Here is an 18,796-nt window from a genome sequence, read left to right on the forward strand (position 1 = left end):
AACGCCCCCTAAAATGACTCGAGACTGCGCCCAGGGTGACCCGATGTCGTAAGACACACCCTGGGCGCAGTCTCGGCGCCACCAATTCAGGCTAGATGCGGAATCAAGCCGCCACCAGCTCCAGTTCTGCGGTTTCGGCGGCCTTCTCCTTGCGGAACCAGGAGTCGGGGAACGCAAGGCGGATGATCTTGCGGACGACGGTCCCGAACTGGTGCGGCAGCGAGCCCTTGTTGTAGGGGATGCCGTACCGCTCGCAGATCTCCTGCACCTCGGGGGCGATCATCGGGTACCGCCGGGCCGGCATGTCCGGGAACAGGTGGTGCTCGATCTGGTGTGACAGGTTGCCGGACAACACGTGGAAGATCTTGCCGCCGGTCAGGTTCGCCGAACCCAGCACCTGGCGGAAGTACCACTGGCCGCGGGTCTCGCCCGTGGTCTCCTCGATGGTGAATTCCTGAGTGCCGTCCGGGAAGTGACCGCAGAAGATGATCATGTACGACCACACATTGCGCATCAGGTTGGCCGTCAAATTGCCGGTGAACACGAACGGCGCGAACGGCCCGGCCAGCAACGGGAAAGCAACGTAGTCCTTCAGAGTCTGGCGGCGCGTCTTCTTCCAGATGGCCTTGAGGGTGTCCTTCTTGTCGGCGAGGGTGATCTCACCGGAGCGGATGCGCTCGGTTTCCAGTTCGTGCAGCGCGACGCCGTACTGGAACAGCACCATCAGCAGGAAGGCGTAGAGCGGGTTGCCCAGGTAGTAGGGCGTCCAGCGCTGGTCCTCGCTCATCCGCAGAATGCCGTAGCCGATGTCGCGGTCCATCCCCACGATGTTGGTGTGAGTGTGGTGCATGTAGTTGTGCGAGTGCCGCCACTGGTCGGCCGGGCAGGCGGTGTCCCACTCGAAGTCACGTCCGGAGATCGTCGGGTCACGCATCCAGTCGTACTGGCCGTGCATGATGTTGTGGCCGATCTCCATGTTGTCCATGATTTTCGCGATGCCCAGCATCCCGGTTCCCAGCAGCCAGGCCGGCGGCAGGAACAGCAGCGCGCGGCCGCCGACTTCCAGGCCCCGCTGGATCTTGATCATGCGGCGGATGTACTCGGCGTCTTCTTCGCCGAGGTCTGCCATCTCGCGTTCCTTGATGGCGTCGAGCTCGCGGCCGAACGCGTCGGACTGCTCTTTGGTGAGGGTGATCTTGGTCTTTGACATGGCTTTCCTCCTAGGATCTAAGGGGCTGTTTTGAGGGGCTCAGAGTGCGATATCGACGTCGCCGACGGGGACCGTGACGCAGAGCTGCACCTTCTCGTCTGGTGCGGTGGAGACGGCGCCGGTGACCAGGTTGCGCACGGTGCCGGAGCTCTTGAATCTTGTGCAGGTGTGGCAGATGCCCATCCGGCAACCGTTCTCGGGCTTCAGGCCGGCCGCTTCGGCCTGTTCGAGCAGCGAGCGGCCGTCGTCGACGACGTCAATCTTGCTGTCGGCGAAGGTCACCCGACCGCCAGTCGGATTGGCCGACGGCTCGAACACCGGCGGCACGAAGCTTTCGGTGAACACGTTTTCACAGTGCTGCTTGACGGCATCGACCAAAGCGGTTGGTCCGCAGACGAACACCGCATCAGGTGCCTGCATCGCGGCCGCCAGGTGTTCGGCTCCGAAACGGCCGACAAGATCGCCGGCACCCGATCGGGTGTAGCCGTGCAGCACCCGTACGCCGGGCACCGACTTGAGTTCGATGCGGTAGGAAGCCTCGGTAGCGGTCGGTGCGTAGTGGACCAGCGCGATTTCGGCGCCCTCGTTGCGCAAGTGACCCTCGGCCACCAGGGTGCGCAACATCGCCATCACCGGTGTGATGCCGCTACCGCCGGCGACGAACAGGATCCGGCGCGGCCGCTGCTGGGGCAGGACGAAGTCACCGCCGACGCCGTCCAGCCCGACCACCATGCCGCGACGTGCTCGTTCGTACAGGTAGGTCGAGACCAGTCCGCCGTCGTGGACACCGACAGTCAGCTCGAGCTCGGTGCTGCCTTCGACGTTCGCCGGCGAGTAGCACCTGGCGTGCTTACGGCCGTCAATCTCGACGGTCACATTGATGAACTGTCCGGCCTTGATGGGGTAGCGCTCAGTGAACGCCTCGTTCGGAGCGAGCGTCAGCGTGACGCTGCGCGGCGTGGTGCGCCGGACGTCGGTCACCCTGGCGCGAGCCTCACCGGACGTCCAGGTAGGCGTCACAAGCTCGGTGTACCGGTCGACGCCGTGGGGGCCGGTGAGCAGATCGACGAGGTCAGAACTCAGGACCCGCTTTGCGAACGTCCGAGTGAAAGTTTGAGTGAACATATGTACACCGTGACATCAGTCAGTGCAGGTGGTCAAGGGTTTTCACCCACTCTGTGTTACGGTTCACACAGTGAACAGTCGTACTCCTAGCTCACACTCGCGGCGTTCTGGCGGCGACCGGAGCCGCGACAGCGCTCGGGAACGGAACCGCGACACGCCCTCGCGTGAAGAGCGCAAAGAGGCCACCCGGCGGTCCATCATCGCCGCGGCGCTGAAGGCTCTCAACGACCGCAGTTTCAGCGGCCTGAGCTTGCGTGAGGTGACCCGCGAGGCGGGAATCGTGCCCGCGGCGTTCTACCGTCACTTCGAGTCGATGGAAGCGCTGGGGTTGGTGCTGATCGACGAATCTTTCCGCAGCCTGCGCGATACGTTGCGCGGTGCGCGGGCCGGCAAACTGGACCCGAGTCGCGTCATCGAGTCGTCCGTGGAGATTTTGGTTGGCAGCGTCGCCGACCAGCGCGAACACTGGCGCTTCATCTCACGCGAACGCTCGACCGGCCTCTCGGTGCTGCGCTACGCGATCCGCACCGAGATCCGGCTGATTTCCTCGGAATTAGCCACCGACCTGGCGCGATTCCCGCGACTCAATGAGTGGAGCACCGAAGATCTCAACGTGCTGGCGAGTCTTTTCGTCAACGCGATGATCGTCACCGCAGAAGCCATCGAAGACGCCCAGAGTGCTGAGGCGCTCGACGAGATCAACCGAATCGCCGTCAAGCAGTTGCGGATGATCACCATCGGGGTCGCGGGATGGAAATCCGGCGACTGAGCCCGCCGCCTAGTCGCTGACCACCTCGAACAGCGATTCGCCGTCCTCAGGTGCGCCGTTGATCTGACCGCGGTGAACCGGCCCACCGGCGTCATCGTCCACCACGGCGGGACTCTCGGGGATCTCCGGTTCCTCGGCCGCCAGCCGGGCGTCAAGGGATTCCCCTTGTTTCGCTTCGCTGGCGGTGAGACCGAACTTATTGGCCTCGCTCCAGTCCTCGGGCGGGTCGACGACGGTGTCGCCGTCGTCATTGCGCAATTCGTCGGAGTCGGTGGACTCGCTCGGGCTCAGGGTGTCGCCGGGTCCGTCTTCCATAGTCGGTTGGTTGCCCAGTGCCGCGCAGCCCAAACCCAGTCCCAGCCGCGCTACCGTGGATCCCGCCACATCGGCCACAGCGGTGGCCCACCATCGGGTAACTGCATTTCTCCCATGACGGTGAACCCGAAACGTTCGTAGTAGGGCACATTTTCGGGTTTGGACGACTCGAGGTAAGCGGGACAGTACTCAGCGTCGCAGCGCTCGAGCCGTGACCTCATCAGCACCTGACCGAACCCTTGACCCCGGACACCCGGGTCACTCCCGATGGCGGCCAGATACCAATGCGGTTCTTCGGGGTGTGTCCGCTTCATCATCTCCTGCGCGCTGACGGCCCGTGGCGATCGAAATCCGAACACCCGCAAGAACATCGGAAACTGTGCCAGCTGCGACCAGCGCGACTCCCGCCACTTGTTCGGCGGATCCCACAACGCGGCCGCACCGATGTCCGACGCCTGGCACGCCACCTCGACGCCGCCGGCCGCCAGATGGTGATGACGGGTCATCGTGGCAAACGCTCGATGCAAGTGCGCTCGGCGCTTGTCGTCGTCGGGCAGTAGCCACATCGCGACCGGGTCGTCGTAGAACGCGCGGCCCAGAGTCAGCCCCAGCTCGCGGATGTCACTTTTCGCCGCCGGGCGCGCCTGTGGTGTCATCGCGGGTCCCTCCACATCGGCCACATGGTTGGGCCGCCATTGGGCAGCACTATCTCACCGGTGACAGTGAATCCGAAACGTTCGTAATAGGGGACGTTTTCGGCCTTGGTGGACTCCAAGTAGGCAGGGGCGTATTCAGCGTCGACGCGGTCGAGGCGCGATCGCATCAGGACCTGGCCGTAGCCCTGGCCCCGCACATTCGGGTCGCTCCCGATGACGGCCAGATACCAATGCGGTTCTTCGGGGTGTGCACGCTTCATCGCTTCCTGCACGGCACGTCCGCGCGCGGTTCGGGCACCGAATACCCGAATGAAGGTGGGCGTCTGCAGGAGCTGTGCCCACGGCGACTCCTGCCATTGATTCGGCGGGTCCCAGAGTGCGGCCGCACCGATCTCCGAGGCCTCGCACGCCACCTCTACACCGCCGCCAGCCAGATGGTGATGGCGGGTCATGGTCGCGAACAGTCGGCGTAGTTGCGTTTGCCGCGCACTGTCGTCAGGTAGCAGCCACATCATGATCGGATCGTCGTAGAAAGCGCGGGCCAGCGTGAGTGATAGTCCGCGGAGATCGGCTTTCTGCGCCGGGCGCACCTGTGGGGTCACCAATTCACGGTATGCGCGCGGCACAGCCGGCGCCATACCCGGCCAGCATGGCCCAGGCGTTCGCCTCGCTGGCGCTGCTGAATCCACGAGCGCCACGACCGTCTCGTCGAGGCTATCCAGCCGATCCGCCAGCTATGGAGCGGCGAGCGCCCACGGTCACCATAGATTTCTACCGAGCCAGCGTTCTGCCCAAGCTGCACTGACGTCGGCTGAAAAGCATTGGTGTTGAATCGTTCTGATGCCTACCACTGCTAAATATCCTCTGCTGCGGTGACTTCCAATTTCCCACTACGACCGTTCGCATTCGCTGCTCGACGGAACTAGAGTTGGCTGCGGTGTTTGCCGCAAGCATGCACCATGGGGAGTTGCAATGAACGAGGACGTCGGGCTACTCCATCAACGGATTGCAGGGCTGGCACGCGAACTGCACAACCGCCCCGGCGACGACAGCCAGGCCGTCGTCGATCAATTGGTCATCGAGGCCGTGGAAATGGTCCCTGGCGCACAGTATTCGGGCTTGACGGTCACCAACCGGCGGCGCGAGATTTCGACACCGGCCTGCACCCACCGGTATCCGGCATTGCTCGACGAGATTCAGCAGCGAACCCTGCAAGGTCCGTGCCTGATTGCCGCATGGGAGCACCACACCGTGCGCATCAACGATCTTTCTTCCGACGACCGTTGGCCGATCTATCGGCGCGCCGCACTCGCCGAAACACCGATTCACTCGATTCTGGCGTTCGAGCTGTTCACCAGCAGCCAGACGCTGGGCGCGCTGAACGTCTATGCCGATGCCCGAACGCCTTCGACGACCATTCGGTTGAGATCGGTCTCGTGTTCGCGACACACGCCGCGCTGGTGTGGGACCGCGTCCGCCGGGAAGAGAGCTTCCAGAGCGCCCTGGCCAGCCGGGACCTGATCGGCCAGGCCAAAGGCATGCTCATGCAGCAATACGATGTCGACGCCGTGCGGGCGTTCGAGCTGCTAAAACGGCTTTCTCAGGAATCCAACTCAGCACTCGTCGACATCGCCCGCCGCGTCGTTGCACTCCGCGGCAAAACCCTCGACCCCTAGGGCAGCTGGTCGGCCATGGCTCGATTGCCTTCGCGAACACTCGGATAACGGGGACGCCACCGGATGACCGTGCGGAAATGGCGGTTACTCACACGCAGCGAACGCGTCAGCGAAGTAGCGCGATCGCCGAACAACAGCACCGCCCGACCCGGCCCAGTCAGCCACGGCGACACGCCGACCGCGGCGGTGAGTGCCGCGGCGTCGTCGCGTTTGGTGAGAGGTTCGTCGTCGACGATGTTGTAGGTGCCTGCCGGACACGTCAAAGCTTCGACGACGGCCACAGCGGCGTCGGCGAGATGAATAGACGACTGGTATGCGTCATCACGCCCGGCAACAAAATCGAAATGTCGCCGCGCCAGGCCCATGAGCTGCTCGCTGTGGGCGGCCCCGGGGCCGTAGAACAGCCCGAACCGCAGGATGACCGGCTCACCGCCGGCGGCACCGAAACGGCGCGCACTGGCTTCCGCCGCATGGTTTCCGGCGGCGATCGGATAGTGATCGACGGGGGCATCCTCGGCGATCCACCGGCCACCGCCGTCTCGATAGATCATTGCCACCGATTCCTGCAGCACCCGCGGTACTTGCGCCGCCATTGCGGCGTCGGCCAACGCCGCTGACCCATCAGTGCGGACTCGGTGACATTCCTGCCACGCCGACCGGAACATGAATCTGGCCGTGGGAGGAAGCGCCGAAGCCAGATTGACGACGACGTCGTGACCGGCGAACGCGGTCGCCAACGCATCGCGGTCGAACAGCGAGACACCGACCGGCTTGGCGCCCTGACTCAACAGCACCTGCGCCTTGGCGTCACCGCGCGCAAGGGCGGTGACGCGATGCCCGGCAGCAACCAGCGCGGGTACGGCATAACCGCCGATAGCCCCGGTCGCACCGGTGACGAAAACCTTCATCTGGACCTGCCTATGACTACTACGTAACGTAGTATTTCCAGCGTCCAGAGGCAAGGCACATACGATGGTGTGGCTCCATCATCGATGCCGGTGCACCGCTGCGCCGGGGAACGGCGGCCAGAAGTGTGGGACTTCGAAACAGACCCGGAATACCAGGCGAAGCTGGACTGGGTCGAGAAATTCATGGTCGACGAACTCGAACCGCTCGATCTGGTCGCGCTCGACCCGTATGACAAGAACAACGCCGAGATGATGTCGATCCTGCGACCGCTGCAGCAACAGGTGAAGGACCAGGGCCTGTGGGCCGCGCACCTGCGTCCCGATCTGGGCGGGCAGGGTTTCGGTCAGGTCAAGCTCGCGCTGCTGAACGAGATTCTCGGCCGATCACGCTGGGCGCCTTCGGTATTCGGCTGCCAGGCGCCGGACTCCGGCAACGCCGAGATTTTGGCGCTGTTCGGCACCGAGGAGCAGAAGGCCCGCTATTTGCAGCCGCTACTCGACGGCGAGATCACCTCCTGCTATTCAATGACCGAACCGCAGGGTGGTTCGGACCCCGGGATGTTCGTCACCACAGCGACCCGCGACGGGGACGACTGGATCATCAACGGCGAGAAGTGGTTCTCCAGCAACGCCAAACACGCGTCGTTCTTCATCGTTATGGCCGTCACCAATCCCGAGGGCCGCACCTACGACAAGATGTCACTGTTTATCGTCCCCGCCGAGACGCCGGGTATCGAGATCATCCGCAACGTCGGTGTCGGAGTTGAATCGTCCAAACGCGCCAGCCACGGCTATGTCCGATACAACCAAGTCCGGGTGCCCGCCGATCACGTGCTCGGCGGTGAGGGGCACGCGTTCATGATTGCCCAGACCCGGCTAGGGGGCGGGCGCATCCACCATGCCATGCGGACGATTGCGTTGTCGCGCAAGGCTTTCGACATGATGTGCGAGCGCGCGGTGTCCCGCAAAACCAGGCACGGGCACCTGTCGGACTTCCAGATGACGCAAGAGAAGATCGCCGACAGCTGGATCCAGATCGAGCAATTCCGACTGCTGGTACTGCGCACCGCCTGGCTGATCGACAAGCATCACGACTATCAGAAGGTGCGCCGGGATATCGCCGCGGTGAAAGTCGCGATGCCCCAGGTGTTGCACGATGTTGCGCAGCGCGCCCTGCACCTGCACGGGGCGCTCGGCGTCTCCGACGAAATGCCGTTCGTCAAAATGCTGGTAGCCGCCGAGTCACTGGGCATTGCCGATGGCGCGACCGAGTTGCACAAGATGACCGTGGCGCGGCGCACGCTGCGCGAATACCAGCCGGTGACAACGCCTTTCCCGTCCCAGCACATACCGACCCGGAAAGCCGAAGCCGAGGCGCGGCTGGCCGCGCGACTGGAACACTCGATCGCCGAGTTCTAGCCCGGCCGAACTGACGGATTACGTGATGTAGCGGACGATGCTCTCGGCGACGCAGGCCGGCTTGGCCGACCCGTCGATCTCGACGGTCGTCGACACAATCGCTTGCACCGCACCGTTTCCGACGTCGTCAACGCTGACCAGCGAACTCGTCGCGCGTACCCGCGAGCCGACCGGCACCGGAGCGGGGAAGCGAACCTTGTTGAGTCCATAGTTGATTGCCAGCTTGATGCCCTTGACGGTGTACATGTCGTGCTGCAACCGGGGTAGCAGCGACAGAGTCATGAACCCGTGCGCGATCGTCGTGCCGAATGGACCACTGGCGGCCCGCTCCGGGTCGACGTGAATCCACTGGTGATCCCCCGTCGCATCGGCAAACAGATTGACCTCTTCTTGACTGATCGTCACCCAATCGCTCTGCCCGATGGTCTCGCCCGCGGTTGCAGCGAGGTCGGCGACTGACTCGAACGTGCGCATGGTTCTGTCCTCCTGGTCGGGTATGTATAGAACCTATGCGGCTCCTTCTGACAGCCGACACCCACGTCCCGAAACGGGCCCGCGACCTGCCCGCGCAGCTGTGGGACGAGGTGGCGGCGGCTGACGTCGTCATCCACGCCGGCGACTGGGTGACATCCGGACTGCTCGATGCACTCGAGGCCAAGGCCAAACGGTTGGTCGCGTGCTGGGGCAACAACGACGGCGACGACCTTCGATCACGGCTGCCCGAGCGCGCGGATGTGCGGCTGGCCGGGCTGCGCTTCACCGTGGTGCACGAGACGGGTGCCACGGCCGGCCGCGACGCCCGGATGTCGCGGCTCTACCCCGACACCGACGTGCTGGTCTTCGGCCACAGCCACATCCCTTGGGATACGACCACCGCAACCGGGCTGCGCCTGTTGAATCCGGGCTCACCGACAGATCGCCGACGGCAACCGTTCTGCACGTACATGACTGTCACGATCGGGTCGGCGGACGCCCCGATGGACGTGACCCTGCACCGACTCGGTGCGCCTCAGGCTTGATGGCCGATGATCGCTTGCCCCGAGGAAGTCGCTTCGCGCTCCGGAGTGGCCACCCGCGCTCCGAAATACAGCAGTTCCCAGAGCGCTCTTTCGGTCACGGAGTCCACGACACCGTCGTGGCTGTGCTTGATCGTCACGTCGCCCATGAACCGCAAGTAGGCACCAACGGGGCCGAAGTCGAGCGTGGAGACCTCACGCTGCTGGCAGAACGCTATTTCAAAGTCGTCGGCACCGGCCGCCACCTGGTACTGCAGGCGCTGGGCCACCGGGATGCCGGTCGCGGAGTGGGTGGCGACGTCTGTTCCGATGAAGCCGATCGCATCATTTCCGACCGCCGAGGCGACGATCCTGCCGCCCCGGGCCACCATGACTGCCGGTAGGGGCACTTTGTGATAGTCGAGGTGGCTGACGAACATCAAGGAAACGACGGTGTAGTCGCCGATCCGGGCCCGGCCCCAGTACCAGTGATCGAGCACCTTGCGCGGAGCGACGTTGCCCCAGTTGTGGTCGTGGTAGCCGGTGCCGGTGAGTTGCCTGGTTTGCCCATCGGCAGCGATCGTCGCCTCGACCGCGCCTCTGGGAACCATTGGCAGCCAGGCGATGTAGTGCTGCTCGTCTTCGCCGAAGAAGACATGGCCGCTGGCCGGGCGCCACGGCGGCACATCCGGCCGAAGTGTGAAATCGGCTGTGGTGTCGTCAATTTCGACGTGGATCCGATACCCGTCCGCAGTACGACGGACGAAGTTCGCCCCGATCCGGACGTCGCAGTCCTCGACGGACGCGCTGAAGGAGTCGGGATCGGCGAGCAGGGTGCGGTCGCTGCGTTCGCCACTGGCAGACGTGATCGTCATCAGAACGAAGGGCGTCAGTGCCGACTTCGGTGACACGAAGGGCGGCTTGGTGTGCATCTCCACTGTCACCGTCGACCCGTCGTCGAGATGTGCGTCGAAATACCACCATTCGAAGGTGCCTCGAGTCTCGGGAACGGCGCTGGTGCGCCAACCGTCCTCCCACGCCTGGATCTCACCCGGCGACAAGCCCAGGCGTTCGTAGTGGCGTGGCCGGGTACCGATCATTGCGTGCGTCCTCGGGAAAATCTCTGAAATAGTCATGAACCCGACGTTAGGAATGCCCCCAGGCGCAATTGCGACATCGCGCATAGCATTTGCGACATGCTTGTCGGGGTAATGGCCCTGCCTACGTGCTGGGCATCTGGACTGGTGACCATCATCGACGTACTCCGCGGCGCGAACATCGCGCGCCAGCAGGTCGACAACGACATCGCTGAGATCGAGGTGGCCACAGTCGGGATCAACCGGGCCCCGGTGACCACCGCGGGCGGCCTGCTGGTGCCGGTCGACCTGGCAGTTGGCGACGACGCGATGAGCCGGCTCGACCTACTGGTGGTACCCGCGCTGACGATGAACACCCCGTCCGGGGTCATCGAAGCGCTGCTGCGTGATGAGGTGCAGGCCGCGCGCGGGGTGGTCCGCGACTGGGTGCGAGCCGATCGACCGGTCGCTGCAGCCTGCACTGGGACTTTCGTGCTCGCTGATGCCGGGGTGCTCGATTCGCGCCAGGCAACGACCAGTTGGTGGCTCGCCGACGAGTTCTCCCGCCGCTTTCCGAGGGTCCGGCTGGACATGTCCCGCATGGTGATCACCGATGGGACCGTCACCACAGCAGGTGCGGCATTCGCGCACATCGACCTGGCGATGCACATCGTGAAAGGAATCAGCCCGCAATTAGCCGACGCGACCGCGGCACTCCTGCTGTTTGACCAGCGGCCCGCGCAGAGTGTCGACGCAGCGCGGACCTACTTGGCCAACTCGGATCGCCTCGTCGTGGACTTCGAAGCGTGGATCCGCAAGAACCTCGACAACGACGTCACGATCGCCCGCGCGGCCCTTGACCTGGGCACGACGCGCCGCACCCTCGAGCGCAGGGTGCGCGACCAAGCCGGTGTCACGCCACACGCCTTTCTGCAGCGCATTCGCATCGAGCAGGCCCGGCACCTACGCCAGACCACCCCGCTGAAAATGGAACAGATCGCCAGCATGGTCGGCTACGGCTCGGCGTCGGCACTGCGGAATGCGATGCGCAGCAGCGCGGAGCCACATAGATAGCTCGACTACAGAGGTATTATGTGTAGCAGTGAGTACTCACGCCGATCTCGCCGCTGACATACCGAGGATCCTGGGCAGGTTCCGCCGGCAATTGCGGCGGGCCGCCGGAACCGGATACGCACCGGGCCAGCTCTCCGAATCGCAGGCCGAGCTGCTGCGGCTGGTTTCCCGGCGACCGGGCGTGTCGGTCAGCGTCGCCGCGGCTGACCTCGGGTTGGTGTCCAATACCGCATCCACTCTGGTGTCCAAGCTTGCCTGCGCGGGCCTGCTGGAGCGGTCGCCAGATTCCAGCGATCGACGGGTCAGCCGGTTGCAGCTCACGGAGTCCGCCCAACACGTCATGGACGACACGGCCGCCGCCCGACGCGCGGTGCTCGTCGACCTGATCGAGGAACTTGATGAACAACAGATCGGGGAACTGGCAATGGGATTGCAGGTCCTCGCGAAGATGACCACGAAGCTGCAGGAGCGCAACATATGAACGAGGCAATTGATTGCCGGAACCTGACGTATCGCTACGGCCAGCACACCGCCGTGGACGATGTGACCTTTTCGGTGCGGCCCGGCGAGACGATGGGCCTGCTCGGCCCCAACGGTGCCGGTAAGACGACGGTCGTACGCCTGCTGACCACGCTGGCGCCGGTCCAGCACGGTGAACTGCACATCTTCGGACTCGACGCCCGAAGCCAGACGATCGACATCCGCAGCAACATTGGCTATGTGCCGCAACAACTTTCGATCGAGACAGCACTGACCGGCCGGCAAAACGTCGCGTGGTTCGCCAGGCTGTACGGTGTACCCCGCGCGGAACGCGCCGAACGTGTCGAGCAGGCCCTGATGGCGATGGACCTGCTCGATGTGGCCGGCAAGATGGCGGGCAGCTATTCCGGGGGCATGGTCCGCCGACTCGAGGTAGCGCAGGCACTGGTCAATCGGCCGTCACTGCTGGTGCTGGACGAACCAACGGTTGGGCTGGATCCGATCGCACGGGACGGTGTCTGGACGCAGGTCCGGCAGATGCAACAGCAGTTCGGCATGACGGTGCTGTTGACCACGCACTACATGGAAGAGGCCGACGCGCTTTGCGATCGGGTCGCGCTCATGCACCACGGAGCGCTGCAAGCAGTGGGCACGCCCGAGGAACTGAAGGCGACAGTGGCTCCGGATGCCACGCTCGAAGACGTATTCCGGCACTATGCCGCATCCGGCCTGGACAACGCTCCCGCCGATGTGCGCCAAATCCGTTCCAGCAGAAGGGCGCAACGCCGTGTCGGTTGATCAATCCAGCACACCCGCCGAGATGAACCTGGTCCGTGCCCCACGCGGTTTCGACCGGGTTGGGGCGACGTTGAGCCGCGTCGGGGCGTTCGCCATCGTGGAATTGCAGAAGCTGCAACACGATCGGACCGAACTCGTCGCCCGAATGGTGCAACCCGCCCTGTGGTTGCTGATCTTCGGCACCACGTTCAGCCACCTGCGTGTCATCGACACGGGACCGGTGTCCTACCTGGCCTTCCTGGCGCCGGGCATCATCGCCCAGTCAGCGCTCTTCATCTCGATTTTCTATGGCATACAGATCATTTGGGACCGGGACTCCGGCATTCTGGCCAAGCTGATGGTGACTCCGGCACCCGCGTCGGCGCTCATCACCGGCAAGTCGTTTGCCGCCGGAGTGCGATCGGTGGCCCAAGTCATCGGCGTGTTGGCGCTGGCATATCTGATGCGCATCGGCCTGACGATGAATCCGCTGCGGATTCTGGCTGCGATGGCCGCAGTCATGCTCGGCGCCGCGTTCTTTGCCTGCCTGTCAATGACATTGGCCGGGCTGGTCCGCAATCGCGATCGGCTGATGGGCATCGGCCAGGCAATCACGATGCCGTTGTTCTTCGCTTCCAACGCCCTATACCCGGTCGATGTGATGCCCGGGTGGCTGCACGTGCTCAGCAAGGTGAACCCGCTGAGTTACGAGGTCGACGTGTTGCGGACGTTGTTGATCGGCAGCCCCTTCCACATCGTGGATGTCATCGTGCTGCTCGTTGCTCCGGTGATCGGAATCATCACGGCATCAACGTTTTTGCGTCGACTCGTCGCTTAGCGCCCTTAGCGCAGTCACTCGCTGAGCGGAAGGTGGCGAGATCGGTCTGGCGGCGGATTGTTAGCCGATCGTGATCGCCCAGCCGGTATCCGGCCCGAAGCCCAATCGTTAGCCAACCGCGACCTGTCGCTGCGGCCACGACACAGGAGTCACATCCGTCACTTGTGTTTCACTCGCGGAGAACAGATTCAACCGCAGAAGCGGCGGATGGCGAGTTGGGATGAGGTTGGGATGGGTCAGGCGATGAAATTCGTTGAGCAGCTGCGCGGCGCAGTGACGACCATGCCTCGCAGGCTGGGGGTCGCTGTTGCGGGAGCAGCCTTGCTGGTCGGACTCATCAGCGCCGTCGGCGGCTCGGCAACCGCGGGCGCGTACTCCCGGCCGGGCCTTCCGGTGGAATATCTGCAGATCCCGTCGCCTTCGATGGGACGCAACATCAAAGTCCAGTACCAGGGCGGCGGACCCCACGCGGTCTACCTACTCGACGGTCTGCGCGCGCAAGAAGACTTCAGCGGCTGGGACATCAACACCCCCGTCTTCGACGAGTTCTACCAGTCCGGACTCTCGGTGGTCATGCCCGTCGGAGGTCAGTCCAGCTTCTACAGCGACTGGTACCAGCCATCCCAGGGCAACGGTCAGGGCTACACCTACAAGTGGGAAACATTTCTGACCAGAGAGATGCCCGCCTGGCTGCAGGCGAACAAGGGCGTGTCGCCGGCCGGAAATGCGGCGGTGGGACTTTCGATGTCCGGTGGCTCGGCGCTGGTCCTGGCCGCCTACTACCCCCAGATGTTCCCCTACGCCGCGTCGCTCTCGGGTTTCCTCAACCCGTCCGAGGGCTGGTGGCCGACGTTGATCGGTCTGGCGATGAATGACTCCGGTGGCTACAACGCCAACAGCATGTGGGGCCCGTCCAGCGACCCGGCCTGGAAGCGCAACGACCCGATGCTGCAGATTCCACGCCTGGTCGCCAACAACACCCGGATCTGGGTCTACTGCGGCAACGGCACACCTAGCGACCTCGGCGGCGACAACATGCCGGCGAAGTTCCTCGAGGGCCTGACCTTGCGCACCAACCAGCAGTTCCAGCAGACCTACGCCGCGAACGGAGGACGCAACGGCGTCTTCCAGTTCCCAAGCAACGGAACCCACTCATGGAACTACTGGAACCAGCAGTTGATGGCGATGAAGCCCGACATGCTGCAGGTGATCAACGCGGTCAACGCGGCCGCACCGCCACCGGCCGCACCGCCGGCCGGCACCTGATCCGGGGGCTCGTCCCGCTAAGGACCACATCGGCAGCAGCGCTAACGGCCAGCGCTGCTGCCGATGTTCCTTTGCGCACCGCCACCGCACTACCGCGCCGCCGCGACACTGAAACCACCGACACGACACGCCGAAAACAGCCGCAGCAGTTTATATCTCGACAAGACTCAGTCCATCAAACCGCGGCGGTCGGCGTGCAGATATGTGTAGCAAGTGGTCACCGCGCACACGAACGCGGCGACCCCGAGCATCTGAGTACCGCTGACTACCAAGCTGATTGCGCCACCGACCGCCGCGCCTGCCATAAAACTGGCGAGCAACAGGAAATAGCCGAGCCAATCGTCGATCTTTCCGCCGGCGATGTGGCGCTCGATGCCTTGGCCCATTTTGACCAGCGTGCCGGTCACATAACTCAGCGGTATCGAAACTTCGCCGTCTTTGACGAAAGAAGTGTTGAGCGCGCCAATCCCGAATACCACGAACATGATTGGCACGAAATCAAGCAGCGACTCTTCCCACCCGCCCAAGACAATATCCAGCCCCGTGGCGAACACCAGACTGAATGTGGTCAGCACGGTCGGTCCGTGCGGATGCTCGACCCAATAACGTCGCCTGCACACCGAGGCGACGATTACGCCGATCACAAAACACAACAGCAGGGTGCCCGCGCTCAGCGACAAAGTCACGTCGTCACGAAATACACCGAGCACCGCGCGCTGCGCATTGCCGGTCATGAAGGTCACGAAGTATCCTGCCGAGTGCGAAAAGGCAGTGGCCCCAAGCACCCCGGCTAGGCCGGCGAGCAACCATGACAGCCGGGCCTCGCTGTCGTAAGTCTCCTTCTGCACACAAGCATGGTTGCAGAGTGTTACGGCCGACCCGCCACGGCGCTTGGTCCCATGGTCGCTACCCGCTGCGCCCGGCTTCGCCGCGCTTGCGATCGCGACAGTGGTCAGGCACTTGTGAGGCGGGCGATCGAACGCAGCGGAATCGGCAGCCACGTCGGCCGGTGCCGCGACTCGTATCCAGTCTCGTACACCGCCTTGTCGAGTTCGTAGGCAGCCAATACCAGCGCCGAATCCCGCGGATCCGCTCCCGATGCCGCCGCATAACCGTCGCAGAATGCGGTGCGGTTGCGCTCGACCCATTCCCGGGCGCGTGCGGTCAACTGCTTGTCGCCACCCTGATCCAGCAGCGGCCCGTAAGCGGCGTACTCGAACGAGCGCAGGACGCCGGCCACGTCACGCAACGCCGAATCCGGTGCTCGCCGCTCAGCCAGCGGCTGGCCCGGCTCGCCTTCGAAATCGATCAGCACCCAGCTCTCCGGCGTGCGCAGCACCTGGCCCAGGTGCAGGTCACCATGCACCCGCTGCACAGTGATCGGCTCATCTACGAGTTTGGCGAAACGTTCCTCGATCGTCGCTTTGTACTGCTCGAGCTCCGGCACCGCCGCAACCGCCGACGAGAGTCGCGCCAGGACGTGGTCGACCGGAAAGGTCTCCTCTGCGGTGCCGAGGTTCTCGGCGAGGGCGGCGTGCACCGAGGCGACCGCTTCACCGAGCCGATAGGACTCACCGGCGAAGTCGCCACCCACTTCGTGCGCGTAAAGGTCTCCCTCGGCAAACAAGTCGCGGACGCTGGTGGTGGCCATCTTCCAGCCTTCCGCGGCGTTGGCCGCGAATGCGGTGACCATGCCCAGCGGCCACGCGGCCTCTGGTGAGTCGTCCGCCGACGAGATTTCGTACGAGCCGAGCAGCCTGGCCACGTGCGGGTTGCCTGCCCGCCCGAGAATCCGATTCAGTTCGATGTCTGGATTGATCCCCGGGCTGACCCGCCGAAACACCTTGAAAATTGCTGCCGGCGCGCGGTCGAAGATCACGCTGGTGTTGCTCTGTTCGGCATCGGAGACACGCGGGTACGCGTCCAGCGGCAGCCGGACGTCGGGCTCCTTGGCGAACCCGACTTCGATGTCATCGGAAGCTCGGACCTCGGACGAGTCGATCAGAGACAGCAGGAACCTGGGCGCCGCGACGTCGAACAGCGCATCGAACCCGGTGTGATCACCGGCGGCGCCGATCGTGGCCGCCGTGCTGTACTCGACGACCGGCTCGGTATCCCATCCGACGAGCACCTGGTAGCGCTCGGTGAATCCGTCAGAGTAGGCAACGTCGACCAGTACCAAATCCAAACCGTCGCGTAACGGCACCACAACTGCGACCTCGGCGGTGGACAGTTCGCGGTTGCGGCCCGCGTACCAGCGTTGGTGCGGTAGCCACTCCGACCATGGCAGCTTCGCTGCCAGCTCTACGTCACCGGTGCGAGTCATGATCCTCCTCGGATGCGGACAGCTGGAACCAGTAGAACCCGTGGCTCGGGAGCGTCAGCAGGTATGGCAAGTGCCCGATCCGCGGAAATTCCACCTGTCCGGTGAGCTCGATGGGTATGTAGTTGTTCCATTGCTGCAGGTTCAGTTCGATCGGCTGCGGAAACCGCGACAGGTTGTTCACGCACAGGACGACGTCGTCCTCACCGTCGTCGCGCGGCACCTCGCGCACGAAGGCCAGCACCGACGGGTTGGACCCACCAAGTTCGTGGAACGACCCGACGGCGAAGGCATCGTGTCGCCGCCGCACCTGAAGCATCGTGCGGGTCCAGTTCAGCAGCGAGGTCGACGTGTCGCGTTGCGCCTCGACGTTGACCGCCTGGTAGCCGTACACCGAGTCCTGGCTCGTCGGCAGGAAGAGCCGGCCCGGATTGGCGGTGGAGAAGCCGGCGTTGCGGTCTGGTGTCCACTGCATCGGTGTCCGCACGCCGTCACGATCACCCAGCCAGATCACGTCGCCCATACCGATTTCGTCGCCGTAGTACAGCACCGGCGATCCCGGCAGCGACAACAGCAGCGCGTTGAACAACCTCATCTGGTTGAAGTCGTTCTCGAGCAGCGGCGCCAGTCGACGCCGGATGCCCACGTTCGCCTTCATCCGCGGGTCCTTGGCGTACTCCGCGTACATGTAGTCGCGTTCCTCGTCGCTGACCATCTCCAGGGTCAGCTCGTCGTGGTTGCGCAGGAAGATGCCCCACTGGGCCATGTCCGGGATGTCCGGGGTCTGGGCCAGAATCTCCGAAATCGGGAAGCGGGATTCCCGGCGCACCGCCATGAAGATGCGCGGCATCAGCGGGAAGTGGAAGGCCATGTGGCATTCATCGCCGCCCGTACTGGGGTCGCCGAAGTACTCCACCACGTCAGCCGGCCACTGATTTGCCTCAGCCAACAACACTCGGCCGGGAAACTCGTCGTCGACCACCTTGCGGCATCGTTTGAGGAAGGAGTGTGTCTCGGGCAGGTTCTCGCAGTTGGTGCCCTCCCGGGCAAACAGGTACGGCACCGCGTCCAGCCGAAACCCGTCAATACCGAGGCCGAGCCAGAAACGTAGGACGTCGATCATCGCTTCCTGGACCGCGGGGCTGTCATAGTTCAGGTCCGGTTGATGCGAAAAGAACCGGTGCCAGTAGAACTGGCGCCGCACCGGATCGAACGTCCAGTTCGATTCTTCGGTGTCGACGAAGATGATCCGCGCGTCGGTGTACTTCTCGCTGGTGTCGCTCCACATGTAGAAGTCGCCGTACGGCCCGTCGGGGTCGCGCCGGGACTCCTGGAACCATGGATGCGAGTCCGAAGTGTGATTCATCACCAAGTCGGTGATCACCCGGATACCCCGCTGGTGGGCGGCGTCGATCAGCGCAACGAAGTCCTCGACGGTCCCGAACTCAGGCAACACCTTGTAGAAGTCGCGGATGTCGTAGCCGCCGTCACGCAGCGGCGAGTCATAGAACGGCGGCAACCACAGGCAGTCGACACCGAGCCACTGCAAGTAGTCCAGCCGCTCGATCAGTCCGCGTAGGTCACCGGATCCGTCGGCGTTGGAATCGAAGAACGCCCTGACCAGCACCTCGTAAAACACCGCGTGTTTGAACCAGGTCGGGTCGGCAGGCAGGGCAGTGGCGTTGTCGAAGTCCTTCGCGGTCGGATGCTCGACCACACCCCCCTCGACGTGACTGCCCTCTACGGGATGGTGCGTGGGATCCGTCCTTGAGGCCTCTCTCGCATCATTCATCAATTCCACGATGCCACGTGTACCCGACGTGCCTGCTTAAGAATCACACAAACCACCGCGCCAGCCGCGCGATCTCGAATCACGCCTGGTATCAACC

19 protein-coding genes and 2 pseudogenes are annotated in these 18,796 nt (G+C 64.0%); 10 read left to right on the plus strand and 11 right to left on the minus strand.

The genetic code is table 11. The features are described 5' to 3' along the window. Positions 1 to 103 precede the first annotated feature (103 nt). A complete protein-coding gene (locus tag ACZY1I_RS12780; RefSeq protein WP_463754766.1) occupies positions 104 to 1,210 on the minus strand; it encodes a fatty acid desaturase family protein in 1,107 nt (368 codons plus the stop codon). A 39-nt stretch (positions 1,211 to 1,249) separates the two neighbouring features. Next, on the minus strand, positions 1,250 to 2,335 hold the full coding sequence (locus ACZY1I_RS12785; protein ID WP_463754767.1) for a flavin reductase family protein: 1,086 nt from the start codon (positions 2,333 to 2,335) through the stop codon (positions 1,250 to 1,252). A 70-nt stretch (positions 2,336 to 2,405) separates the two neighbouring features. On the opposite strand from ACZY1I_RS12785, the gene ACZY1I_RS12790 reads away from it, so the two are divergent. Next, complete coding sequence (locus ACZY1I_RS12790; RefSeq protein WP_463754768.1) at positions 2,406 to 3,104, plus strand: TetR family transcriptional regulator; 699 nt, start codon at positions 2,406 to 2,408, stop codon at positions 3,102 to 3,104. 9 nt (positions 3,105 to 3,113) lie between these two features. Here the strand turns inward: ACZY1I_RS12790 and ACZY1I_RS12795 are convergent, their stop codons facing one another. From ACZY1I_RS12795 to ACZY1I_RS12805, 3 genes are read right to left on the minus strand one after another with little or no spacing between them, the layout of a single operon-like run. After that, positions 3,114 to 3,419, minus strand: coding sequence for a hypothetical protein (locus tag ACZY1I_RS12795; protein ID WP_463755113.1), 306 nt, complete (start codon positions 3,417 to 3,419; stop codon positions 3,114 to 3,116). A gap of 50 nt (positions 3,420 to 3,469) precedes the next feature. Further along, positions 3,470 to 4,075 (minus strand): GNAT family N-acetyltransferase, encoded by a 606-nt coding sequence (locus ACZY1I_RS12800; protein WP_463754769.1) that lies wholly within the window; start codon positions 4,073 to 4,075, stop codon positions 3,470 to 3,472. Then, positions 4,072 to 4,677 (minus strand): GNAT family N-acetyltransferase, encoded by a 606-nt coding sequence (locus ACZY1I_RS12805; protein ID WP_463754770.1) that lies wholly within the window; start codon positions 4,675 to 4,677, stop codon positions 4,072 to 4,074. Before ACZY1I_RS12805 ends, ACZY1I_RS12800 begins: the two co-directional genes overlap by 4 nt. Positions 4,678 to 4,712: 35 nt before the next feature. Here ACZY1I_RS12805 and ACZY1I_RS12810 point away from each other — a divergent pair. Both ACZY1I_RS12810 and ACZY1I_RS12815 read left to right on the plus strand, forming a co-directional pair. Beyond that, positions 4,713 to 4,827: pseudogene (locus ACZY1I_RS12810) on the plus strand (F420-dependent hydroxymycolic acid dehydrogenase); the annotation flags it as partial. A 220-nt stretch (positions 4,828 to 5,047) separates the two neighbouring features. Further along, positions 5,048 to 5,751, plus strand: a pseudogene (locus ACZY1I_RS12815) (GAF and ANTAR domain-containing protein). Here the strand turns inward: ACZY1I_RS12815 and ACZY1I_RS12820 are convergent. Further along, the gene (locus ACZY1I_RS12820) at positions 5,748 to 6,659 is read right to left on the minus strand and encodes an NAD-dependent epimerase/dehydratase family protein (protein WP_463754771.1); all 912 of its coding nucleotides are present in this window, start codon (positions 6,657 to 6,659) and stop codon (positions 5,748 to 5,750) included. The pseudogene ACZY1I_RS12815 and the gene ACZY1I_RS12820 overlap by 4 nt on opposite strands. Before the next feature lie 84 nt (positions 6,660 to 6,743). Here ACZY1I_RS12820 and ACZY1I_RS12825 point away from each other — a divergent pair, with 84 nt between their 5' ends. Further along, on the plus strand, positions 6,744 to 8,078 hold the full coding sequence (locus ACZY1I_RS12825) for an acyl-CoA dehydrogenase family protein (RefSeq protein ID WP_463755114.1): 1,335 nt from the start codon (positions 6,744 to 6,746) through the stop codon (positions 8,076 to 8,078). Between the two features lie 18 nt (positions 8,079 to 8,096). Here ACZY1I_RS12825 and ACZY1I_RS12830 read toward each other — a convergent pair whose 3' ends face one another. Next, positions 8,097 to 8,552, minus strand: coding sequence for a MaoC family dehydratase (locus ACZY1I_RS12830; RefSeq protein ID WP_463754772.1), 456 nt, complete (start codon positions 8,550 to 8,552; stop codon positions 8,097 to 8,099). A gap of 35 nt (positions 8,553 to 8,587) precedes the next feature. Between ACZY1I_RS12830 and ACZY1I_RS12835 the strand changes: the two genes are divergently transcribed. After that, positions 8,588 to 9,097, plus strand: coding sequence for a metallophosphoesterase family protein (locus tag ACZY1I_RS12835; protein WP_463754773.1), 510 nt, complete (start codon positions 8,588 to 8,590; stop codon positions 9,095 to 9,097). Here the strand turns inward: ACZY1I_RS12835 and ACZY1I_RS12840 are convergent. Then, positions 9,088 to 10,209, minus strand: a complete 1,122-nt coding sequence (locus ACZY1I_RS12840; RefSeq protein ID WP_463754774.1) for a lipocalin-like domain-containing protein — start codon at positions 10,207 to 10,209, stop codon at positions 9,088 to 9,090. The genes ACZY1I_RS12835 and ACZY1I_RS12840 overlap by 10 nt on opposite strands. Positions 10,210 to 10,269: 60 nt before the next feature. On the opposite strand from ACZY1I_RS12840, the gene ACZY1I_RS12845 reads away from it, so the two are divergent. The 5 genes from ACZY1I_RS12845 to ag85C all read left to right on the plus strand — a co-directional run bounded on the left by ACZY1I_RS12845 (position 10,270) and on the right by ag85C (position 14,584). Beyond that, positions 10,270 to 11,223, plus strand: a complete 954-nt coding sequence (locus tag ACZY1I_RS12845) for a GlxA family transcriptional regulator (RefSeq protein ID WP_463754775.1) — start codon at positions 10,270 to 10,272, stop codon at positions 11,221 to 11,223. A gap of 28 nt (positions 11,224 to 11,251) precedes the next feature. Then, positions 11,252 to 11,704 (plus strand): MarR family winged helix-turn-helix transcriptional regulator, encoded by a 453-nt coding sequence (locus tag ACZY1I_RS12850; RefSeq protein ID WP_463754776.1) that lies wholly within the window; start codon positions 11,252 to 11,254, stop codon positions 11,702 to 11,704. Then, complete coding sequence (locus ACZY1I_RS12855) at positions 11,701 to 12,501, plus strand: ATP-binding cassette domain-containing protein (protein WP_463754777.1); 801 nt, start codon at positions 11,701 to 11,703, stop codon at positions 12,499 to 12,501. Before ACZY1I_RS12850 ends, ACZY1I_RS12855 begins: the two co-directional genes overlap by 4 nt. Before the next feature lie 22 nt (positions 12,502 to 12,523). After that, the gene (locus tag ACZY1I_RS12860; RefSeq protein WP_463755115.1) at positions 12,524 to 13,318 is read left to right on the plus strand and encodes an ABC transporter permease; all 795 of its coding nucleotides are present in this window, start codon (positions 12,524 to 12,526) and stop codon (positions 13,316 to 13,318) included. A 243-nt stretch (positions 13,319 to 13,561) separates the two neighbouring features. Beyond that, positions 13,562 to 14,584, plus strand: coding sequence for a diacylglycerol acyltransferase/mycolyltransferase Ag85C (gene ag85C, locus ACZY1I_RS12865; RefSeq protein WP_463755116.1), 1,023 nt, complete (start codon positions 13,562 to 13,564; stop codon positions 14,582 to 14,584). A gap of 167 nt (positions 14,585 to 14,751) precedes the next feature. Here ag85C and ACZY1I_RS12870 read toward each other — a convergent pair whose 3' ends face one another. From ACZY1I_RS12870 to treS, 3 genes are all read right to left on the minus strand, one after another. Beyond that, positions 14,752 to 15,432 carry a YoaK family protein gene (locus ACZY1I_RS12870; RefSeq protein WP_463754778.1) on the minus strand — a complete coding sequence of 227 codons (681 nt, stop codon included), beginning with the start codon at positions 15,430 to 15,432 and terminating at the stop codon, positions 14,752 to 14,754. A 104-nt stretch (positions 15,433 to 15,536) separates the two neighbouring features. Further along, the gene (locus ACZY1I_RS12875) at positions 15,537 to 16,910 is read right to left on the minus strand and encodes a maltokinase N-terminal cap-like domain-containing protein (protein WP_463754779.1); all 1,374 of its coding nucleotides are present in this window, start codon (positions 16,908 to 16,910) and stop codon (positions 15,537 to 15,539) included. Continuing rightward, the gene (treS, locus tag ACZY1I_RS12880; RefSeq protein WP_463754780.1) at positions 16,894 to 18,699 is read right to left on the minus strand and encodes a maltose alpha-D-glucosyltransferase; all 1,806 of its coding nucleotides are present in this window, start codon (positions 18,697 to 18,699) and stop codon (positions 16,894 to 16,896) included. Before treS ends, ACZY1I_RS12875 begins: the two co-directional genes overlap by 17 nt. Between the last annotated feature and the right edge of the window lie 97 nt (positions 18,700 to 18,796).

It is taken from the genome of Mycobacterium sp. IDUB_37, from assembly GCF_055419245.1.